This is a genomic window from Flavobacterium ardleyense, assembly GCF_042686085.1.
Lineage (GTDB): Bacteria > Bacteroidota > Bacteroidia > Flavobacteriales > Flavobacteriaceae > Flavobacterium > Flavobacterium ardleyense.
The window spans coordinates 1-20048 of sequence record NZ_JBHUOL010000004.1 but is presented as its reverse complement, the minus strand read 5'-3'; the positions used below and the strand labels follow the sequence as shown (position 1 = coordinate 20048).

The 20048-nt window shown below is 28.2% G+C and carries 21 protein-coding genes and 1 pseudogene; 3 read left to right on the top strand and 19 right to left on the bottom strand.

The window, feature by feature from the left end:
* Positions 1-38: 38 nt before the first annotated feature.
* From ACFSX9_RS01580 to ACFSX9_RS01565, 4 genes are all read right to left on the bottom strand, one after another.
* Positions 39-773, bottom strand: a complete 735-nt coding sequence (locus tag ACFSX9_RS01580; RefSeq protein WP_379803543.1) for a CPBP family glutamic-type intramembrane protease — start codon at positions 771-773, stop codon at positions 39-41.
* A gap of 850 nt (positions 774-1623) precedes the next feature.
* Positions 1624-2472 (bottom strand): hypothetical protein, encoded by an 849-nt coding sequence (locus tag ACFSX9_RS01575; RefSeq protein ID WP_379803541.1) that lies wholly within the window; start codon positions 2470-2472, stop codon positions 1624-1626.
* A 156-nt stretch (positions 2473-2628) separates the two neighbouring features.
* Positions 2629-3867 carry a hypothetical protein gene (locus ACFSX9_RS01570; protein WP_379803538.1) on the bottom strand — a complete coding sequence of 413 codons (1239 nt, stop codon included), beginning with the start codon at positions 3865-3867 and terminating at the stop codon, positions 2629-2631.
* Between the two features lie 187 nt (positions 3868-4054).
* Positions 4055-4957: a YwqG family protein gene (locus ACFSX9_RS01565; protein ID WP_379803535.1), complete on the bottom strand. Its 903-nt coding sequence runs from the start codon at positions 4955-4957 to the stop codon at positions 4055-4057.
* A 315-nt stretch (positions 4958-5272) separates the two neighbouring features.
* On the opposite strand from ACFSX9_RS01565, the pseudogene ACFSX9_RS16080 reads away from it, so the two are divergent.
* A pseudogene (locus ACFSX9_RS16080) lies at positions 5273-5627 on the top strand (hypothetical protein); the annotation flags it as partial.
* A gap of 101 nt (positions 5628-5728) precedes the next feature.
* Here ACFSX9_RS16080 and ACFSX9_RS01560 read toward each other — a convergent pair.
* Positions 5729-6220, bottom strand: a complete 492-nt coding sequence (locus ACFSX9_RS01560; RefSeq protein WP_379803532.1) for a GRAM domain-containing protein — start codon at positions 6218-6220, stop codon at positions 5729-5731.
* Positions 6221-6480: 260 nt separating this feature from the next.
* Positions 6481-7050: a hypothetical protein gene (locus ACFSX9_RS01555; RefSeq protein ID WP_379803530.1), complete on the bottom strand. Its 570-nt coding sequence runs from the start codon at positions 7048-7050 to the stop codon at positions 6481-6483.
* A gap of 128 nt (positions 7051-7178) precedes the next feature.
* Here ACFSX9_RS01555 and ACFSX9_RS01550 point away from each other — a divergent pair, with 128 nt between their 5' ends.
* Positions 7179-7523, top strand: a complete 345-nt coding sequence (locus tag ACFSX9_RS01550) for a transposase (RefSeq protein ID WP_379803528.1) — start codon at positions 7179-7181, stop codon at positions 7521-7523.
* 536 nt (positions 7524-8059) lie between these two features.
* Here the strand turns inward: ACFSX9_RS01550 and ACFSX9_RS01545 are convergent.
* The 13 genes from ACFSX9_RS01545 to ACFSX9_RS01485 form a co-directional block, all read right to left on the bottom strand.
* Positions 8060-8899, bottom strand: a complete 840-nt coding sequence (locus ACFSX9_RS01545) for a hypothetical protein (protein WP_379803525.1) — start codon at positions 8897-8899, stop codon at positions 8060-8062.
* A gap of 172 nt (positions 8900-9071) precedes the next feature.
* A complete protein-coding gene (locus ACFSX9_RS01540; protein WP_379803523.1) occupies positions 9072-9899 on the bottom strand; it encodes a tetratricopeptide repeat protein in 828 nt (275 codons plus the stop codon).
* A 331-nt stretch (positions 9900-10230) separates the two neighbouring features.
* On the bottom strand, positions 10231-11232 hold the full coding sequence (locus tag ACFSX9_RS01535; protein ID WP_379803521.1) for a hypothetical protein: 1002 nt from the start codon (positions 11230-11232) through the stop codon (positions 10231-10233).
* Positions 11233-11400: 168 nt separating this feature from the next.
* Positions 11401-11781: a hypothetical protein gene (locus ACFSX9_RS01530; RefSeq protein ID WP_379803518.1), complete on the bottom strand. Its 381-nt coding sequence runs from the start codon at positions 11779-11781 to the stop codon at positions 11401-11403.
* 120 nt (positions 11782-11901) lie between these two features.
* Positions 11902-12885: a hypothetical protein gene (locus tag ACFSX9_RS01525; protein WP_379803515.1), complete on the bottom strand. Its 984-nt coding sequence runs from the start codon at positions 12883-12885 to the stop codon at positions 11902-11904.
* Between the two features lie 169 nt (positions 12886-13054).
* Positions 13055-13480: a hypothetical protein gene (locus tag ACFSX9_RS01520; protein ID WP_379803513.1), complete on the bottom strand. Its 426-nt coding sequence runs from the start codon at positions 13478-13480 to the stop codon at positions 13055-13057.
* 345 nt (positions 13481-13825) lie between these two features.
* Positions 13826-15178 carry a DUF6138 family protein gene (locus ACFSX9_RS01515; RefSeq protein WP_379803511.1) on the bottom strand — a complete coding sequence of 451 codons (1353 nt, stop codon included), beginning with the start codon at positions 15176-15178 and terminating at the stop codon, positions 13826-13828.
* 185 nt (positions 15179-15363) lie between these two features.
* Positions 15364-15843 carry a hypothetical protein gene (locus tag ACFSX9_RS01510; RefSeq protein ID WP_379803509.1) on the bottom strand — a complete coding sequence of 160 codons (480 nt, stop codon included), beginning with the start codon at positions 15841-15843 and terminating at the stop codon, positions 15364-15366.
* Positions 15844-16227: 384 nt separating this feature from the next.
* Complete coding sequence (locus tag ACFSX9_RS01505; RefSeq protein WP_379803507.1) at positions 16228-16617, bottom strand: DUF4274 domain-containing protein; 390 nt, start codon at positions 16615-16617, stop codon at positions 16228-16230.
* Between the two features lie 221 nt (positions 16618-16838).
* On the bottom strand, positions 16839-17546 hold the full coding sequence (locus ACFSX9_RS01500) for a tetratricopeptide repeat protein (protein ID WP_379803505.1): 708 nt from the start codon (positions 17544-17546) through the stop codon (positions 16839-16841).
* Between the two features lie 113 nt (positions 17547-17659).
* Positions 17660-18595, bottom strand: coding sequence for a transglutaminase domain-containing protein (locus ACFSX9_RS01495; protein WP_379803503.1), 936 nt, complete (start codon positions 18593-18595; stop codon positions 17660-17662).
* A 314-nt stretch (positions 18596-18909) separates the two neighbouring features.
* A complete protein-coding gene (locus ACFSX9_RS01490) occupies positions 18910-19116 on the bottom strand; it encodes a hypothetical protein (RefSeq protein ID WP_379803501.1) in 207 nt (68 codons plus the stop codon).
* Positions 19100-19459: a VOC family protein gene (locus ACFSX9_RS01485; protein ID WP_379803498.1), complete on the bottom strand. Its 360-nt coding sequence runs from the start codon at positions 19457-19459 to the stop codon at positions 19100-19102. The genes ACFSX9_RS01490 and ACFSX9_RS01485 overlap by 17 nt, the downstream gene beginning before the upstream one ends.
* 115 nt (positions 19460-19574) lie before the next feature.
* Here ACFSX9_RS01485 and ACFSX9_RS01480 point away from each other — a divergent pair.
* Positions 19575-20048: transposase (locus ACFSX9_RS01480; RefSeq protein ID WP_379803495.1), on the top strand; the 474-nt coding region annotated here is incomplete at its 3' end.

Here is a 20048-nt window from a genome sequence, read left to right as displayed (position 1 = left end):
GTTGTGGCAACTTTCAAAGAGGTTGTGAGTAGTTTATATTACATTAATCTAATGAAGAAATTCATTAAGTTCACTACATTATGGCCTATAGTTGGTAAAATTAAATTGCCCGAATATTTTCGTAAAATTCCTAAACTTAAAGATGTAATTAAGGTTATGTAGATTATTGTTATATAATCAACTTTAAATTCCATTGCTTCAGTTAACACTACGCCGTGCATCATTGCGAATAGGAATGTCACAATTACAAAACCCCAGCCAAAGAATATGTCTTTTATTTTTTTTGATGGAATAAAAGCTTTACTTAAAATCCATAAAAGAATACCGCGAAAAACAATTTCTTCAGTTAGTCCAGGTAAAGAGGCTTGAAATAAAAATTGTTCTAAATTAAATGCTCCTCCTTTTGGAAATAAAATCATTTTAAAAGCAAAATCGAAAATTAAAAATCCAATAAAAATTAAAATTCCTAGTTTGACGGTTTTTTTATTAAATTCAGTTGTAAATCCGATATCCTTTCTAATTTGTTTTGAGTGATAGAAAATAAAAATAAGAGCAACAATTAAACTTAAAATCATGCCGCTCCAATTTCCTTTTAAACCAAGAAAATCCAATTTTATAAATTCAAAACCTAAAATTCTGATATAGGAATCCAGTATGAAATACCCACCAAAAAGCAATAGATATTTCGGATTGGTGTTTTTGGATGTTAATTGTGCTATAATTAATAATGGTAGAATGATTGCCAACCATATTAATGGTGTCCATAATGACATATAATTATTTTTTTAATTGTTGCTCTATATGACGTTTATTTTTTCTCTATGTTACATTAATTTATTGAATTCTCCTGTACTTTAAAATAATGTTCTGCAACGGTAACCGCTATTATGCGATGAGAAATTTATTTATTTGAAGACAGTTAGAGAATTCCAATATATGCCCATTTGTCCCCGTTTTCTCATTTCATTTCTGTCAATTGTTTTAGGGAAATATTCACTTGTAATATTTTCAACAAACTTTCCTAATTTAGGTAATTGTTCATTTGTCTTAATTGCAAAACTCCAATTTCCATACTAATTTAGCATCCACTTTAATTCAGAATCTAAATTTTCAATATTTTTTTCTATTAATTTCAAGATTTTAAATTTAGATTCATCGTAAATATCATTTATTCCTGTTAAATAATGTGGTTCTATGAATGAATACCATTGAATAAATAGTCCTCTTTTGAGTGCTTCAACATTTTCTTCAGCAATATTTGCATACAGTTTATGTATTTCTTTATATCTAGTTTCAATTTTTTTTAATTCAAAATCATTTTCAACAGAAAATTTTTGCTAAATAATTTAATTACAATTTCGAACAATTCATTTTCTTCAATTGCTAAATCTTCTATTGTCATTGGGTTTTTTATTGCTGTCGGTTCACTTCTTGGCGCTTGGCGAGGTTTGGGCCTTTATAGCAGAGTGTTTTATTTAGAAACGAAGGTCTTATAAAAACGTTAAATCCACTAAACGCCCGATCTCACCAAGCGCCTTTTATGTGTTCGGCTTTTTATCTTTGTCGAACTTTCTATTTATTACCTTTTTGTCTTTAGTAAGTCAAGTGTTAAGCTCCCTCTGCTTATTCCTTCGTGTAATAATAGATTGTAATATTTATATTTTCGGTTAAATTTGGCATATTCATTCCTACTTCTTTTTTTGTTGTAGTAATTCTTTCTATTAAATTATCACTATTGTATAAATAATCCCTTTTATATTTTAATTTATCGTTTTGGTCAAAATGTAATTCCTCTATTATTTTTTTATTATTATATTGATATTTAATTGTTTCCTTATTCTCTATTTTTCCATTTTCATCAAACGATATATTTTCTATTTCATTTCCGTTTTCGTCTTTTTTAATTTTACGATGATACCAAAATTTTTCTTTTTCAAAATACGCTCTGGTTTCCTCAATATTTTTTTCTGGATATGAAAACAGGATTTTACTAGTTATCTGATTTTGTGGATTTTTAGAAATGTTAGAAATTTTGTAATGTTCTGTATTGTATTTTACTTCTTCAATTTCGGTAATATTATTTTCTTCATTAATCCAGATTATCTTACTTTCTCTACAAAAAGTATCATAAACTATTTTATTAATTTTTGTTATTTTCTGTTTACCGTTAACGTTCTCAAAATCTTCTGATTTTTCATACTCATTACATTTCCCATAGTACAACTTTAATCTGGTTCTTTTTTCGCCTTTTAAATTGGTAAAAAACTGGTCTGTTAATTTTCCTCCTTCATTATAAACTTCAACAAATGTGTTACTACTTTCGGTATTTACAACTCCATTTTTTATAGAAAGTGAACTACCAGTAATTGATTTGATTTTAAGTTTTTTTATCTGAACGACATCAATTCTGTTTTCTTGTGAAAAACAAGATAAAGCTGTCATTATCAATGCTAAAATTACAGTTTTCTTCATTTTTGGAGTATAATTGCTACTAACTGTTCGGTATATGAAGAGTAGCGGATTAAAATGCACTAATTTTCGGTTTATTACTAATGTTTATTAATATCCTAATACTTCAATTTAGCACAGAAACCGCAAATTTTTATATAACTTGTTGTAGATCGTTTTTTATTTCATCTCTTCTATCGGTTTTTGACTTTTCGAATTACTTATCAAAATTGCATAATCAATAAAGTCAGTTGTAGGTTTACCTTGCAAAGATTTCCTATTACTCTTCTTTAAAAAAAGTTTGATTTCAATTAAATCCGTTCCATTTTGATATTGAGAATTTTCACTATTCAGCTTGAATAATGTAATATCCGATAACTTTGTCTTTTTTAATTTTTTTATGCCCTTAAAATATTCTTTCCAATAATCTCCAATACCAAAGCCCTTTTCAGTAGTGTAAGTTTTGTAGTCTCCATTTTCGTCATAAATTTTATCCCAAAGTACCTCACTTTTTGTCAAGTAGCCCATAATAGTTATTACTTTTTTCCTATCATAAACATTTTGTTCAATTATTCTCGTGAAGAAAGACGAGGATTTTTCTTCACGCTGTTTTTCTATGTGAAAAAATCCATATTTGAAGAACTGTTTTTTGTTTCCTAATTGCATAATATTCTTGAAATACACATAGTTGTCGAATATTATTTCTTCCCGTCCTTTTTCTTTATCAAAATTATATTTAATGTTTTTCAGAATATGATGAAAACTGATCGTGTCTGAAATCTGAATGTAATAAATGCTTTTGTTTTCTTCGTAATCGTTTATAAATTTTTTTAAAAGCTCTGTAGTTTCTGCATTTCGAGTGCTGAAATTGATTTCTTTGTCATCAAATTTTCTTTGAAGTTCTGTTTTTAGTTTCCAATTTTGAACTTTATCGGTCAATTGTAAAATGTGTTTTATAGGAAAATGATATTCGGCAATAGCATCAAAACCAAAAACTTTTATGGGATTTTCGGGATACGTCTGATTTAATTCTCTTAATTTTTCCCAATGCTCAAATGTTTCAATTGTTCCCTCTTGATTAACAATGGTTTGGAATGCTAATGTCAATTCTTTTAGAAGTTCTTCGTTCCCTGTTTCTAAATATTTTTGAAAGAAAAATGCTTGGCTATAATTTGTTTCAGGAATATAGTAGTCGATTAAATTCTGTCTTTTTAAGTTTTTTATTAGTAGGATTTCTGCATCATAAGTTTTGGCACTTCCGTGATAAGCACCAAATCCGATGATATTAAAATCTTTTTGAGGAAATTCAAATTCTGTCGAAGTTAAATCAAATCGATTGTTTTTTAAATATTCTTTTTTTGATTGCCCAAAAGCTAGAATACTTGAAATGCTAAAAAGGAGAATTAAAATTTTGTTCATTAATTTTTGTCTTATTTTCGTTCTGTCAAAGTGCTCTACACCGTTTTGTGGCTTGTGAATGTTGTTTTCTTATGAAAAAAATTCTTAATTTGTTTATCGTAAATGTAATTGATTACGGTGATTCCACAAAATAAAACAATATCTACAAACCACTGGTGGCAGTAGTTCTTTCTATTTTCGTTAGTTATTAATAACATTGTAAAATCATCCAGCAATTTTCAAAGTTTTTGTTTTTCAAATCTTCTTTTTTAATCCAAAAATAAATTCTTCCACAATCTCCCCACATCATTTCAGCTTCTTCATTTGTGTCAATTTGGAACAATAATTGCCAATCTTTTGCATTTTTTTCAAGCTCTTTTGCTTTTGGATTATTATAACCACTCGCATCTCCACAATAAATTCCATTGGTAACAAGTTCACATTCTAATTCCATTTCGTTTTGTATTATGTCAGGATGTCCAAGTAATTTATTTACTGTTTCTTCATTTAATATTTCTTCAAATATCAAATCCATTTCTTCTTCCTTCAGTCTTTCATAAATTTCGCTGTCACAAGATGGCAAACTAATTTCACTTTCAAATTTAAGTTCACAGCTTTTAAACTTACCGTCTTCTTCGAGGTTTTCAGGAAATTCGTTTCTTCTTAAGTTGTTCAAATCTTCGTCATAGAAAAACACTTTAAACTTGTTTATGTCCTTAAAATCAAATCCCCAAGCACTTTGTGCAGATGAGTAAAAGAAATACAACATACCACTTTGTGGTAGTAAATTTTCTGTGTCGTAATTTTTAATTTCTGATAAATTAATTTGAGCAAGAAAAGAAAGTGATTTTGTTATTTCTTTTTCTGACTTCTTGTTTAAAAAGAAAAGTTTTTTTTCTTGAATAATTTCAATATTGGTTTCTGTAAACCATTTTTGATTTAATGGTAAATCTGGTTTTCCACCAATTTTTGATTGACCAATATCAATTTTATTTTCAGAAACTTGATTTAGTTTTACTCTTATAGCGTTTTTTAAAGTTGGTTCAATTATATTATAACAGCTTCCAATTTTAAGTTCTGTAAACTTTTCTTTTAAATCAAATTTGTTCATTTTTTTAGGATTTTCAGAGAATTACTGCCAACTCATATATACACGAACCTCCAAAATTTAAAAATTCGTAAATGCTTGCATTTTTTTTTATTGTTTATAAAGATATATTCAAAAAAGAGAAATTGGTGTTATTTTTTTTTAAATATAAATATTTTACGAATGTAAATTACTATTTTTATAGTTATCGAAATTTTGTTTTACTACTTCTTTTTATTCCTGTCATTCTTCCAATATTGTCCATTTTTGCACTCATCAATTTTACCTGTTAATAAGCTCTTAAGATTATTACCGCAATAATAATTATTACATAATACTGTACGAAGCAAAACTGTCGAACCTGTGATTGCTAAGTTGGTAAATTTCACTAACATGAAATACTTCAGCATTCACGAACTCCAAAATAAATAAAAGAAACGAAAGGAATTGAGTTAATGCGAAAGGAATTAAAAATGCCAACAAACACGTATTGATGGCGTCCTTGACTTATAATCTAAAGAAATATTTGCGATTTGTCGTTAAACAACCCACACAACATGTGCAGCAAATACAACTAGAACTACAGAAAGCACAAAGGGTACTCAAAATGCATTTTTATGACCTAAAAGCAGTCTTTTCTAACAGTTCGTATTTTATAAAAACGACACAAAACGTAAAAACCAACCTCGCTTAAAAATCTTTAAAACAGGTTGGTTTTATTGATTTTATCAGGGAAGTAGATTTAAAATGATGTTGTGCAACGGTCAGGGCTTTTAGTTGTTCATGTTTTTTAGTTTAAATTTTTAATAATTTTTCTATTTCTTCCTTCCAATTGTTTCTTCTAAATGAAGTGATTCTTATTTCCGTATTATGTTTTGTAAATAGTGTTATACCATTTTTAATAAATCCCAAATTATCGAACGTTTCAATTTTGCATATATCATTGATGTCAAAAATAGTTTCATTTCGATACATAAAACTTACTGCGTTTGTTTGAAAAATTAATTTATGTTTCGACAAATATAAGTTTCCACCAATCGGCAAACCGCCAATATATAAATTAGCACTTCCCGAATAAATTATTGATTTCATATCAATTTCCGTGAAATCAAATGAGTAATCAATTCTGGAGTATATTTTTAAATATGCAATAAATGGCGTAACAATTAATAAAAATATGCTCACTACAACAGCAATATCTTGTTTCGACGTTATTGATAAATAAGTATACATTATTATCGCAAATACAATTGCAGTTAGTATAGAATTTCTAATTCTTTTCTTCATTTTTCTTTTATATGGTTCTGTATTTAATTATTTATTATGAATACTCAACACTTTAAATTTATATCAGTTTCTTTTCAATTTGCAATCTTATTTTTGCGGAATTTTGGAAATATGACGCCTAAGGTTTTGGCGCTTGGCGAAGGTAGCGATTTACACCACAAATGTTGATGCGGAGAACCACACTTTGATACCCACAAATGTGTCTGCTTAGCGCTGAACCGCCACTTTTGCCAAACGACTATTATGCACGGTTTCTCTCATTAGTCAGTTATTTTATTCATTGGTTCTGTCAAAAAAAAACCTTCAAAAAACCCACTATTCACTGAAGCTTTATATGTTTCTCCAATAGAAAAAGATCCGTATTTTCTTCTTCCTATTTTGTTTTTTAATCTTCCATAATTAGAGTTGAAAACGATATAATAATCAGTTGCTTTTCCGTATGAAATATTCTTGTCTATGACTATCAACTCAATCTTTTCAACAGTATTGCTTTTTAACCAATAATTGAGGTTCATACGTAACCCCATATCTAATAAAAAACTAAAAATAAATGTCATTATCACAAATCCAATGATTGAAAATGCTTTCTTAAATTTAGATACTGGTAAGTCTATGTCAATTTTATCAAGTCTTACTAGAATTATGATTGAAACTATGTGGGTAGTAGATAATAAAGTTATAGCAGTAAAATTTACACTAAAACCTTTGTCGAGGTAAATATCGTCTAATGAAAAAAGTCCAATGATTAATAAAGTAACGGCACATAGAAATGGTAGTGTTAAAATTATTCCAGAAACTTTTTGTCTTCTAGTTGCAGCTTTATCGTTCATATTATAAATTCAGTTTTGATTTGTCGCTTTAAAATTGCGCACAACGTCAGTCTGTGAAAAAACTAACGTTTTATTCTTTCAAAAATAGTCAAATTATTTTAATAAGAGGATTAAAAGTCGCATATTTAATGATGCAACACATCACAGGAATACCGCGTAATCAAATATGTTTTTCTAGTTTAGAAGACACTATTTCATCAGAAAATCCTATTCGATTTATACATACTTTTGTAGGAGCTTTATCTTTAGAAGCTTTGGGTTTTTCGGTTCAAACGGTCAAATCAGAAGGTCGTCCTAGTTTTGATACTAAAATCTTCCTTAAATTGTATCTTTATGGGTATCTCAATGGACTTCGCAGTTCAAGAAAACTACAAAAAGAATGCGTTAGAAATATTGAACTTCAATGGCTTTTATGCGCGATAGTTTCTAATTATTATAATATTTCCTATTTTAGTAAAAACAACATAGTATAAAAAACCAGACGATCTCATCCTCAAAGAGCATTATGATCGAATGGACCAAAAACTCAATGAGAACCCCGCATACAAAAAGAAAATGGTTAGATTGCGAAGTAAAACTGCCGAACTTGTGATTGGTACTTTGGTAAATTTTATGAACATGAAAGGGTTCAATATTCATCAACTCCAAAAATAAATAAGAAAAGTGAGTAATAGAGTCAATACGAGAGGAATCAAAAATAGCAACAAACACATTTTGATGGCGTCCTTGACTTATAATCTAAAGAAATATTTGCGATTTGTCGTTAAAAAACCCACACTATATGTGCAACAAATACAACTAGAATTGCAGAAAGCACACAGCTTACTCAAAACGCATTTTTATGACCTAAAAACACTCTTTTTAAGCAGTTCATATTTTCTAAAAACGACACAAAACGTAAAACAACCTCGCCTAAATGTCTTTAATATAGGTTGCTTCTGTTGATTTTATCAGGGAATTAGATTTAAAATGATGTTGTGCAACGGTCACCGATGTTGGCGACTGGCCTTTATTTCCACTGAACAAATGTATTAATTCCATTCAATTCTCCTTCAAATTTACCTTTTGATTTTATTTTTTTCAAATTATGTTCGATAAAATATTTTAAAATCAATTCATTCTGATAGTATTTTTCAGCTCTTTCAATTTCTTCTTTGTCATATTCGTTTTGTAATTCTTCAAACCTAGTTGCTTTTCTCCTTTCTGCATAATGATTAGGATGCTGTATTTTATTTTGTTTTAACCAATTAAGCCAATATTCCCAATTTTCTTGAACTGCAATAAATACCTCCTTCTTTAGTTCTGTTAATTCATATTCTGCATTATAATCATCTTTTTGTTCGTCAAAGTTTGTTTCAAAAAAGTAAGGTTTGTTCTTAAAATTTGCTACACCCGAAAGTATTGTCATATCCCAATAATCAAATACACAAAATACTTTTTCTAACTTGATAAATTCGACTTCACTTTCATAATCATTCGGGTTTAATGCTTGTAAAACCAGCTTTTCGTCATTATCTAATTCGATAACTACCTTGCAATGATTTTTAATGGGTTCACAGTAGATTTTGGAAATTGATTTATTGAATAATTGAAATTCACTTGTTTTATCAATGTAGTCATAACTATCATCTTCGTCTATTGTTTCGTCGTTCCAATTTTCCCAAACAGCAAATCCAATGTCCAAAAAGTAACGATGCCAATTATGGTTTTTTACTTTTATGTATACAAGACAAGTGCTTTTGGTTTCAGGAACTTCAACCACAATAATTTTTTCAATTTTCAAGTTGTCAAAGTCCTTAAAAACAAATTTGTCATCTTGGAATATTCTACCATTGGATTTTTCACTCATTTGGTCTACTTTTGGTCGGTTGTGGTACGCTTGCCGCTAACGGTTAGTATATGAAAAGTAGGCGATATCGAAGCATGAAACTTTCGGTTAAGCACACGGTTTGATATGAGCCAAAACCTTTGATTTTATAACTATTTCGCCTATTTTTTATACACATTGTTATGTGCAGGCTTTATTTCGAAATATTATTCAATACTAATTTTGCCATCTCAATATTTCCAAAAGTTGAATTTTTGTCAAATATTACTTCTGTCAGAATTTCAGACGCTTTTTTATAATATCCATTTTCATTTATTACGAGCGCTTTATTTATTCGTAACATACCTTTAGTTTCCATATCAGCATTTTGTTCAAGTCCTTTTTCTATTGCATTTAGTCTTTCGTTTCCTTCTAATAAACTTGAGTAATCTTTCCAAGCTGGTGCAAAAGAAGGGAATTTCTCAACTAACAATTTTATCATTTCCGTTTTTTCGGCTTGATTATCAATCCATTCTAGAGAAACATAGGATTTATAAAGACCTTTTTGTAAATCTCCAGCATTTTCTCTTTCCAAAGTATGCAACGCTATTTTAGATGTGTAAAATCCTTTTGGTGCAACTTTATCTGTTAATTGGTAATATTTCAAAGCGTTGTCATAATCATCTTGAAGAAGATATGTATATGCTAAATCATAAAGAGGATAAGCCCAATTTGGTGCTTCTTTATTTGCTTGCTCAAAATTTTCAATTGCTTTTTGATAATTACCAGACTGTCCATATTGTCTTGCCTGACTATGCAAAGATTTGGCTAAATCCGAAACTCCTTCGATTCCGTAAATTTCGTAATTGAAAATTCCACTAGAGTTTTCTAAATCTTCTTTCAATATTTTATTCCATTGCTTATCTGTAAATTCTATTTTCACATTATTATCTGATTCGGATTTATTTTCGTTTTTGAATTCATTCTTGCAAGAAGATAGAAGTCCTATTTTTATTAAAATTCCAATTATTTTATTTTTCATTCGTTGTTTTTTTTAGCTTGCACATAACGTCAGTCTGTGAAAAAACTAACGTTTTATTCTTTCAAAAATAGTCAATTTATTTTATTAAAAGGAAGAAAAAATGTATATTAAAAGATTGAACATATCACAGGAATTCCTTGCAATCAAATGCATTTTTATGAACTAAAAATAGTCTTTTTAAGCAGTTCACATTTTATAAAAACGACACAAAACGCAAAAACCAACCTCGCTTAAATGTCTTTAAATGTAGTTGGTTTTATTACTTTTATCAGGAAATTTGATTTAAAGTGAAGTTGTGCAACGGTCACGGATGTTGGCAGAAGTAATTTTATTATTCATTTTCTATTTCGTAATAAAAATTTCCATCTTCAGGAACCGTTAAATATCCTTTTTTACTTAATTTGTTTGTAACATCTGTATAGATAAAGTGATACCACCAAATGAAAAATTCTTCAAAACTTATTTTTTCGGAATATTTACTTTCAATATAAATGTCTCTAATGTATTTTTTTTGTTCATTAAGAATATTTATCAAAATTGGCTTGAATTCATTTGCTAAATTCACTAGCTTTTCATTATCAGATTTGTTTATATAGTTTTGTTGTTGTTTTGAAATATCATGCGTTCTATTATTTCCATATATATTCATTAATTTTTTATCAACCTCTTCATCTTGATTTCCAAAAATCCCAAATGATTCTGTCTTACTGTTTGAAACCATTATGGAATAATAGTAATTCTTATTATTTCTTAATGGTCGCACTGGTGCTTTTAAAAACTCGCTCTCAACATTGTCAATTTGCCAAGAATCCAACAGGACATTGCTTAAAATTAGAAATGACCACTTCTCAAAAGTATCATTCTTTGCTAATTCTAATTTAGAAAAGTCTTTTTTAATTTTAGGCAAAAAGTCAATGATTTTGGAGGTAATTTGTTGCGCTATGGGAAAAGATTTTTCGTATAAATAATTCCCGTCCTTTTCGTCAGCTATGAAAATCGTTGGTTTTGGACAATCATTTTCAATTTTTAGCCAATTTTTTTTTAGCAAAATTTTTTCAATATTAGCAATTTTTTCATCTGTGAACGAAGTGTTGTCTATTATTTCTTGAATTGGAATATTGTGATGTAAACAAATTAGAAAATAGTCCAAACTATCTTTATATGGATTAAAGTCATTAAAATTGTTTCCTCTTGAAATCAAACTATGTTCATAATCTGTCTTGAATATTCTTTTTATTTCTTGAGCATTATTTTTGTCATTGACTTTACAACTAAAAAAAAGAAATATTGTCAATGTTATTAATATAATATTTTTCTGCATTTCGTTTTTCATTATTTTCGCCAACGTTTTGTGGCTATGTTGTTTTCTTATGAAAAAAATTCTTAATTTGTTTATCTTAGATGTAATTGATTACGGTGATTCCACCAAATAAAACAATATTTACAAACCGCTACTGGCAGATCAGTTTTCCTTTATTTTAATTTAATTTTAATAGAATTTTTAAATTTTCACAGGTATTTTAAGTTCAAAGTTTTTAAATTCATTGCTACTTTTATACGATAGAAATATTTTTAATTTTCCATCTTCTAAATCTTCTTTTTTCGGCGACATTTCTATCAACAATTCATTTTCACTATTCCCTTTTAAAATTCGAATAGTTTTTCCGGCTAGACTTACATTATTTGGATTAATATTTTCAAATTTAAATTTAGCCTGCGTTTGATTATTAACTTCTAAATATTTATTTCCAGTTAAAATTTCAAAAGTAACTTTTTCTTTTCCGTTAACAAATTCATATTTTTTTTCGCTTGTGGATAATTCTTGACCAAATAATGTAATACTTTGTATTAAAATTATAGCTATTAAATATATTCTGTTCATCTGTACTATATGTTTTATAATGGTTAGCGGTATGAAAAGTAGCTGATTGCGTGGACGCGAACCTACCTCAATTGCTGATGTTCTGAGCGGGAACTTAGCTTGCAAATTGCATCGAAACCGCTATGTTTTATGACCGCTTGTTATATGCATTTTTTTATCTAATTCACAAACATTCATGAAATTTTTGTTAAATATTCGCAATTTTTCACCGCTAATACATGAATTTATTGTCAATTTATTAAACTTTCCCAAGTTTTGTTTTGGTGTTATTGAAAGTTCTTCAATGAGGCTATATGATTCAGTTTCAAAAAATAATAGTTTATTAGTTCCTTTGTATTTGTGAACAATGAATAATTCCCCATTATTACTGTAATTACCACTCCCAAATTCCTCAATATTATAAACAGCAATGAAATTCATATCAAGGTCAAAAACACCAACTTGACTAAATTCGAACCAACAACGACCATTTTTTAGACCTGTTTTTCCACCTCCATTTGTATGAAAATGGATTTTTTCATTTCTAATAAATATTGATTGTATAACTAATGTATCTGCGTGATTATTTAAACTTAGTTCAGTTGCTTTAAAATATTGTGTTGGTAATTTCGAAATACTACTTGTCCATTCGAATTTTTTCTTTTCTTCTTGTTCGATAAGCTTTAATTCGCTGAAAAATTCTGCTCTTCCACCATGACCATATTCACCAATTGTAAAGAATAAAGAATTTCTTGTTTTGCAGTAACAACTATCAATAAGATGTCTTCTTCTTACATGTTTATCTATGGGAAAAGGATTAGTTATTGGATAAACATTATAGTTATCATTTTCGATAATATTTTCCCAAATGATAATATTATCGAAGTTCAATAATGCCAATTTGTTATCAAAGAGAAAAAAAGTATAAAATTCAAGAGTGCTTACAAAAGAAGGGATTTTGTCTAAAATGATTCTTTTTAATAATTGATTACCATATATCTCAATAATGTTTTGTTTTGGGTAATTATAAAGTAATATTGCTGAATGATTCTCATCTAATGCTATGACTTTAACAATATTATGACCTACCTCTGGTATGTATGAATTAATGATTTTACTTTTCATATTTTTTTTTAAATTGCATACAAATTCCTGGCCTACAAGAGTTTTACGAATGAAGATGCGAGTTTTTTACATTAAATACAAATTTTTCAAGTACAAAACCATCTTCAAATTAAGCCAAATCCCCCCATATTGCCAAACGACGGTTAACTGCTGTATTTTTAGTTTTTAATTACGTTATTTTTTCAAAATCAGGATGTTCAAGATCTCGTTCCAATCCTTTTTCTATTAATTCTTTATGCAACTCAGAGTTATATTTTTGTATTTCTAAATGTTCACTTTCTGTTTTTTCTGGATCATCTGGGTAAATAGTTCTTCCGAATTGCCCTTTGTAATTATTTAGTTCTATTATATTTCCATCTTTTTCAATTCTCTTATGAAAACTTGAATAATCGTCAGAGCCAAAAAGGTCAATATAGAATTCTTCAAGCTTGTTTTTCTTTACAAAAAATCTAACTTTATGTCCGCCTCTCATTCCTTCGGAATAAAATTCGATTTCTGTTATTTTTTCCAAACACACTACTTGTGGTAGACTTATATAACCAGATGTGGCAATTTTAAAAGCTTTTCTGAAAATAATTAATTGCTCTGATGTCATTTTTCTAATTTCTATTTCTCTGTTTTTTGGAATATAGCAGTTAACGTCAGTCTGTGAAAAAACTTCCGTTTTGTTCTTTCAAAACTAGTCAATTTAATTTATTAAGAGAAAGAAAAGTTTTATATTAAATGAGGGAACATATCACAGGAATTCCATGCAATCAAATGTGTTTTTATGACCTAAAAACAGTCTTTTCAAGCAGTTCACATTTTATAAAACGACACAAAACGTAAAAAGAAATCTCGCTTAAATGTCTTTAAAATACGTTGGTTCTATTGAGTTTATCATAGAATTAGATTTAAAATGATCTTGTGCAACAGTCACCGTTGTTGTGCGACTGTGCCTTTACTGTGTTCTCAATTTATTAAATATTTCGATTTCTTTTTCGGTTAATTGTTTTGTTATTTTGTCAAAATTTTCGACTTGTCCAAAAGTAGTGTATATAACACTTTCCCAACAGTAATCGGCCATTTCTTGCACATCGTTCCCGCTGTCAGAATAATCTTTTAAATTTTCTTCTGTGAAATAGTATTCAGAAAAATGCGCTTTACTTTCCATCAACAAATTTAGATTTTTTTCATTGGTAAAATAAGAAATAAATGCTTTGTTGTGAGGATGCTCCTGCATCGACAAAATGCAGCTGATATACACTTTAATGGATCGGTCGTTAATTCCAAATTTATCAAGAAATACAGGTGTAAATTTTTCTTGGATTGATTGATGTTCTTCAGCGACGGTTTGAAAATAATCAATTAAAACATCAAAATACTTTTCATTATTTAAACCCAATGCAAAAACGGCGAATGTAGAAGGCATTGCACAATTTTCGTCTTCAAGATTGATATACCACTCCCATTTGTGTTTTGCCAGATTAATATATTCTGCTATTTCAGGATGTAGATTTTGGTATTTCACGGCGTTTGCAAACAAATAATTTTGGCCACATTTTGGAAGTCCTTTTAAAGGTAATAACTCCTTTGTTTTTGGTGAAAAATTAATTTCAAAGCTTTTAGGAAAATCCGTTTTCAGCAATTTATTAATAAAGATTAAAGCGTTATGATAGGCTTCTTCATTTTCGTTCTTCATTTTTATTTTGACAGTTGCAAAAACATCGTTAGCATCGCAGGTTAAATCATTGTCTTTATAATGGGTAATATTTTTTGGAAGTTTTCCTGTTCCTTCTTTTTTTAATTTTACTACTTCTTTACTACCTAATTGAGTAACAATATCAAAATATTCTTTTGCAGTAACGGTTTCATAACTCGCCCCATATTTGATATGACAAACAGCAACATAACAAATGAAATTTAAAATTTCTATTTCTTCAAATGATAATTCAAGGTTTGAGTCAAGTGTTTTTACTTTGTCCCAATCATTACCTGTAATCTTGAAAAATTTTTTCGTAATTCTTTTTTCAATCCATAATCCAATAGTATAACTGTAATTATTAAAACCTCTTGATTCAAGTTTTCTTAATTTTTCGAAAAAATCGATATACAAATTTTTGTCGAACGGACGTGATTCAAAAAAATAGTCAATAACCCTGCTATTAAGAAATTTTTCTCCAGTGACCAACAAATATGGTTCAGGATATTCTTTGGCAGTTTTACAGGTGTTATTGTTTATGGCATCGATGAATCTTTCTAAAAGCAATTCATTCCCTTTAATTTCAACTAAATAATCCAATTGTCTGCTCATTTTATTTTAGCTAATTTATTTTGTTTGGTGGTTCTATTGCATATCGCACAACGATTGGGTATTTCTGTTGTTGAGGACTTTTTATAGATAGTCTTTGTAAATATAACAAATTGAACAATTAGCAAAATATTGATGATATAAATTTCCGTCTCGCTAATAGAAATACTTTGATATGTGCGATTTTTTTAGTCGTTCCAACCATAAGATCTCCACATTTTATTTTTTGAGTCATATTTTTCATTAACCATAAATCCGCGTGAATATTTTAGTTCAAATTTATTTTCATTTATTGCTTTCTTATATTCAATTCCGAAACTTGTATTAAATGAATCTGGATAATTTTCCTTCTTTATTTCTAATAAATCAATTAATCTTTCAGATCGAAAATTTTGAATTTTGTCAACGAGAAAACATGATGTAATTTGGGTAAATAAGAAAAGTGGTATAATGAAAATTAGTTTTGTAGAAGTTTGCTTCAGTATTTCCTTTTTATATTTGATCAGATTAAAAATGAAAATAATTATAGATAAAAATAATATAATTCCAAAAGGCAGAAGTAAAAAGAACATTTCTACAACCACAACATAATCGATAAATGGAATAATTATTCCTAAAATTATAATTATTAGATAAATTACTTGGAAAAAAGTCGTTTTTTTATTCACTCTTTAAATTTACAAAACTTAGGTTAAAATCGCCCATAACGTCATTCTGTGAAAAAAATTTCACTTTATTAGTTCAAAAATAGTCAATTTAATTTATTAAGAGAAAGAAAAGTTTTCCATCAATGATGGAACATATCACAGGAATTCCGTGCAATCAAATACATTTTTATGATCTAAAAACAGCCTTTTTAAGCAGTTTACATTTTATAAAAACGACACAAAAAGTAAAAACCAACCTCGCTTAAATGTCTTTAAATGTGGTTGGTTTTATTGATTTTATAAGAGAATTAGGTTTTAAATGATGTTGTGCAACGGTCACGGCTGTTGGCATATGCCATTTTTGTTCAATTTGAATGCCTTCTTTTAGAAATTTATTACAAACATTTATTTTCTCCTAACTTCTTTATAATTAATTACTCCATTTGTTTTAATGTACATTATTTTGGGTAGTTCAGATTTATATGTTATTTCATTTTCATATAATCCAACTTCTTTGGCTTCATAAGGGTCAAATATAATTTCTTCTTTAATTATTTTTTCATAATGCTCTTCAATAAATTTTATAAATAAATAACCTCTCTTTTCGAAGTCTGGAATTTCAGATAATTCGTTATATTGTCTATACCATTCTGGTCTCGACATCCAATAAATAAACAAAGCTGTTCCTCTGTCACAGTGTTCACTTAAAAGCATTTTTTTTAATGAAGGAAATCCATTATCCCAATTGTATTTGCAAACTCTACGAAAAAGTTTTTCAGTTTCGGTTAATTTCATAATTTAAATATTTTTCAGTTTGGCGTTTTTTTGTCAACTAATTCTAGGACTTCGCATTTTTTTATGGTATCTACTAACGCGTGTTACCGCTTGTGGCAGTTGCGTAAATTTAAGACAAAGGATTACAAGTACAAAACTCCTCGTGGAATTTTCGGAGAAAATTCCGAACACAAGCCGAGCCTAGCAATTTCAACAGACGGATGTTGTAAGTAGTGTTTTTACTATTTTCGATTACAATATTTATTCAGCATTTCTTTGGATTCAATGTCTCCAAGTCTTGCAGAAATATCAAAATTTTCACAAGATTTAATAGTGTCTTTTAATACTAAATATGATTTACCAATATAATAATGTGAATTTGATACCATGTTATCTACTTCTAAAGACTTTTTAAAATCAATTATCGCTTTTTCATATTCCTTTAATTCAAAGTATTCAATTCCTCTGTTATAATAGATTTGACAATCTAAAACATTATAGTCTGCATTATTATCAAATTGTTTTACTTCAATATTTGTATTAATTGCAATTTTTTGTTTTTCAGAATTTAATGAAGTATGTAAAGCTCCTTCTGTATTTAGAGCTTTGTTATAAAAATCTATTGCTTTTTGATGATTTTTTAAAGTACTCCAATTGTAGCCAATTTCACATAACGCAAAAGTATTATCAGAATCAAATTGAATTACTATTTCATAATCATTTATAGCTTCTTCGTAATTTCCGATTTCTGCTTTACAATATGCTCTGTTAATTAAAGCTGGACGAAAATTGTCTTTTTTCTCTATAGCTTTGTCAAAAAGCAATATAGCATTTTCATATTTTTTTTGTTGGCTCAATTCTATAGCTTGATTATAATAGCTTTCTGCAGAAGTAAAATCACAACTGGTTAAAATTATAAAAGATAATATGTAGGATAGTTTTTTTAACATTACTTACAACGTTTTGTGGCTAAAAGAAGTGGCGACGAACCAAGACCAAGCCAAAACAAAAGTATGCCCTTGCCTAAGCCATTTATTTTAACTGCTGTTACCACTAGTATTTTTTACATTAAATAGATTATAATATCTGAAAATTCTTCCATAGAATATTTACTAAACTTTGATAAAGTTACCGATAATATACTTTTAGGTTTTATTATTTCTTTTTTAAATTTATAAATTTTAGTTTTTTCTTTTTCAAAGTATTCTGGAAAAACTGATTCGTTTTTAAATTCCTCATCGCTAAAAGTTAGTTTAATAAGCCAGTTTTTATTCTTGTTTTTAGGAATTTCAAAGTAGTAATAATTATTATCAGAAGTTAATTTTGGTAATGCTTCAAAACCTGTTTCAAAAAACATTGAATTAACATAAGGCTGTTTGTTGAATTCATCAATTGATATAGGATTTTCAATTAATTGCCATTCTTTTTTATCTGGAAAATGTGAAAGTATTAATTCATTCGGTTTAGTAGCAAAATAATAATTAATGTTTCCATTCTCGTATTGTTTTGCCCAAGTAGTATCGACAAAAAGCCATGAGTTTTCAATTTTGATTGCATTCCAACCATGTCTATAGGTAATATCTATTTCAGGTTCTATTATAAGATTTTCTTTTCTTTTAACATATCCACTAATACTCACACATTCAATACCAGATTTGTCCATAAAATGCTTGAATAAACTAGAATATCCAGCACAAATGCCTTTTCTATTGCTATAAACTCTTTTATAATCCTCACAATGTTCAATGTCAATTTGAAGATTTTTTGAATTAATTAAAACTTGTGCTTGTTCATTATCATATTTAATATTCAAATTCATCCAGTAATAAAAAAATCTAGCCTTTTCAAGTTTTACTGTGATATTTTCGTTTGCAAATTTTATTAATTCTTCTATTTCAATTTTTTTATTACTTTTTGACTTTGCTAACTCCAATACATTATTATTCTGACTAAAAGCAGTTGTAAATATTAGTAAAAAAAGTATTTGTAAGATTTTCATTTTCAATATTAGTGGTAACGTGTTGCTGCTTGTTGCAGTTGCGTAAATTTAAGACAAAAGTTTACAAGTACAAAACTCCTCATTGAATTTTCGGAGAAAATTCCGAACACAAGCCAAGCCTAGCAATTGCTACAAACGGCTGTTAGGCACAGTTGTTTTTTTGGTCTTTGGAGATTCCATTAACTATATTTTCGAATTTCCGAAATCTCTTTTATTAAATAGTATTTAGTCTTTTTAATATTCAGATTAGTCTTATGATTTTTCAATTATCAGATTGATACGCTTAATCATTTGCTGTATATCTCCATTAGTTATTAAAACTCCATCTTCATAGAACCATATTCACCTTTTAGGTTGACTGCTATTGTTGGATTCTTAGGGTAATTGGCTTTCAAATTTGATATTAACTGAATATTTGTTGCTAATTTCTTATCATCATTTGATTCAATATCAAATTCAACTATGGTTGATTGTTTCTTAGAATAGATATATTCAAGGCTGTTTTTATTTTCTTGTCTCAAGTTCTACGTGATTTTTGTCAGGGTCAGATATTACAATATGCTCAGATTCCTTAGTTTCCCAAAGTGGAGTTATAATTTCGCATTTGTATTTTTCTAAATATTCTAAATAGCCTTTGATTTCGTCAATTCTAAATTTCAGTTTTAGGTTTTTTGTCTGTTTCGCTTCATCATCAATTGGTATAATTTCAAATGAAAAATTCCCGTTTTTATATTTTTTTCTAATTTGTCCATCATCATTATATTCAGAAAATGACATTCCAAATTCTTCATAAAAATCAAGCATGGTAGATGCGTTTTTAGAATAAATTGTAATAGAAATTAATTCAGGAGGTGGAGCAAACATAATTCGTATTTGTTATTTTAATTGTGGCTAACGTCAGTCTGTGAAAAAACTAACGTTTTATTCTTTCAAAAATAGTCAAATTATTTTAATAAGAGGATTAAAAGTGGTATATTTAATGATGCAACACATCACAGGAATACCGCGTAATCAAATGTGTTTTTCTAGTTTAGAAGACACTATTTCATCAGAAAATCCTATTCGATTTATAGATGCTTTTGTAGGAGCTTTATCTTTAGAAGCTTTGTGTTTTTCGATTCAAACGATCAAATCAGAAGGTCGTCCTAGTTTTAATACTAAAATCTTCCTTAAATTGTATCTTTATGGGTATCTCAATGGACTTCGCAGTTCTAGAAAACTACAAAAAGAATGCGTTAGAAATATTGAGCTTCAATGGCTTTTATGCGCCATAGTTACTAATTACCATAGTATTTCTGATTTCAGAAAAGACAATCCATCAGGACTTAAAAAACTATTCAAACTCTTTGTTACTTTTTTAAAAGATGCCGACTTGATTGGTGGCTACATCATTGCTATTGATGGTACTAAAAGCCGAGCACACAACAGCAAAAAAGCTAATTTCAATCAAAAG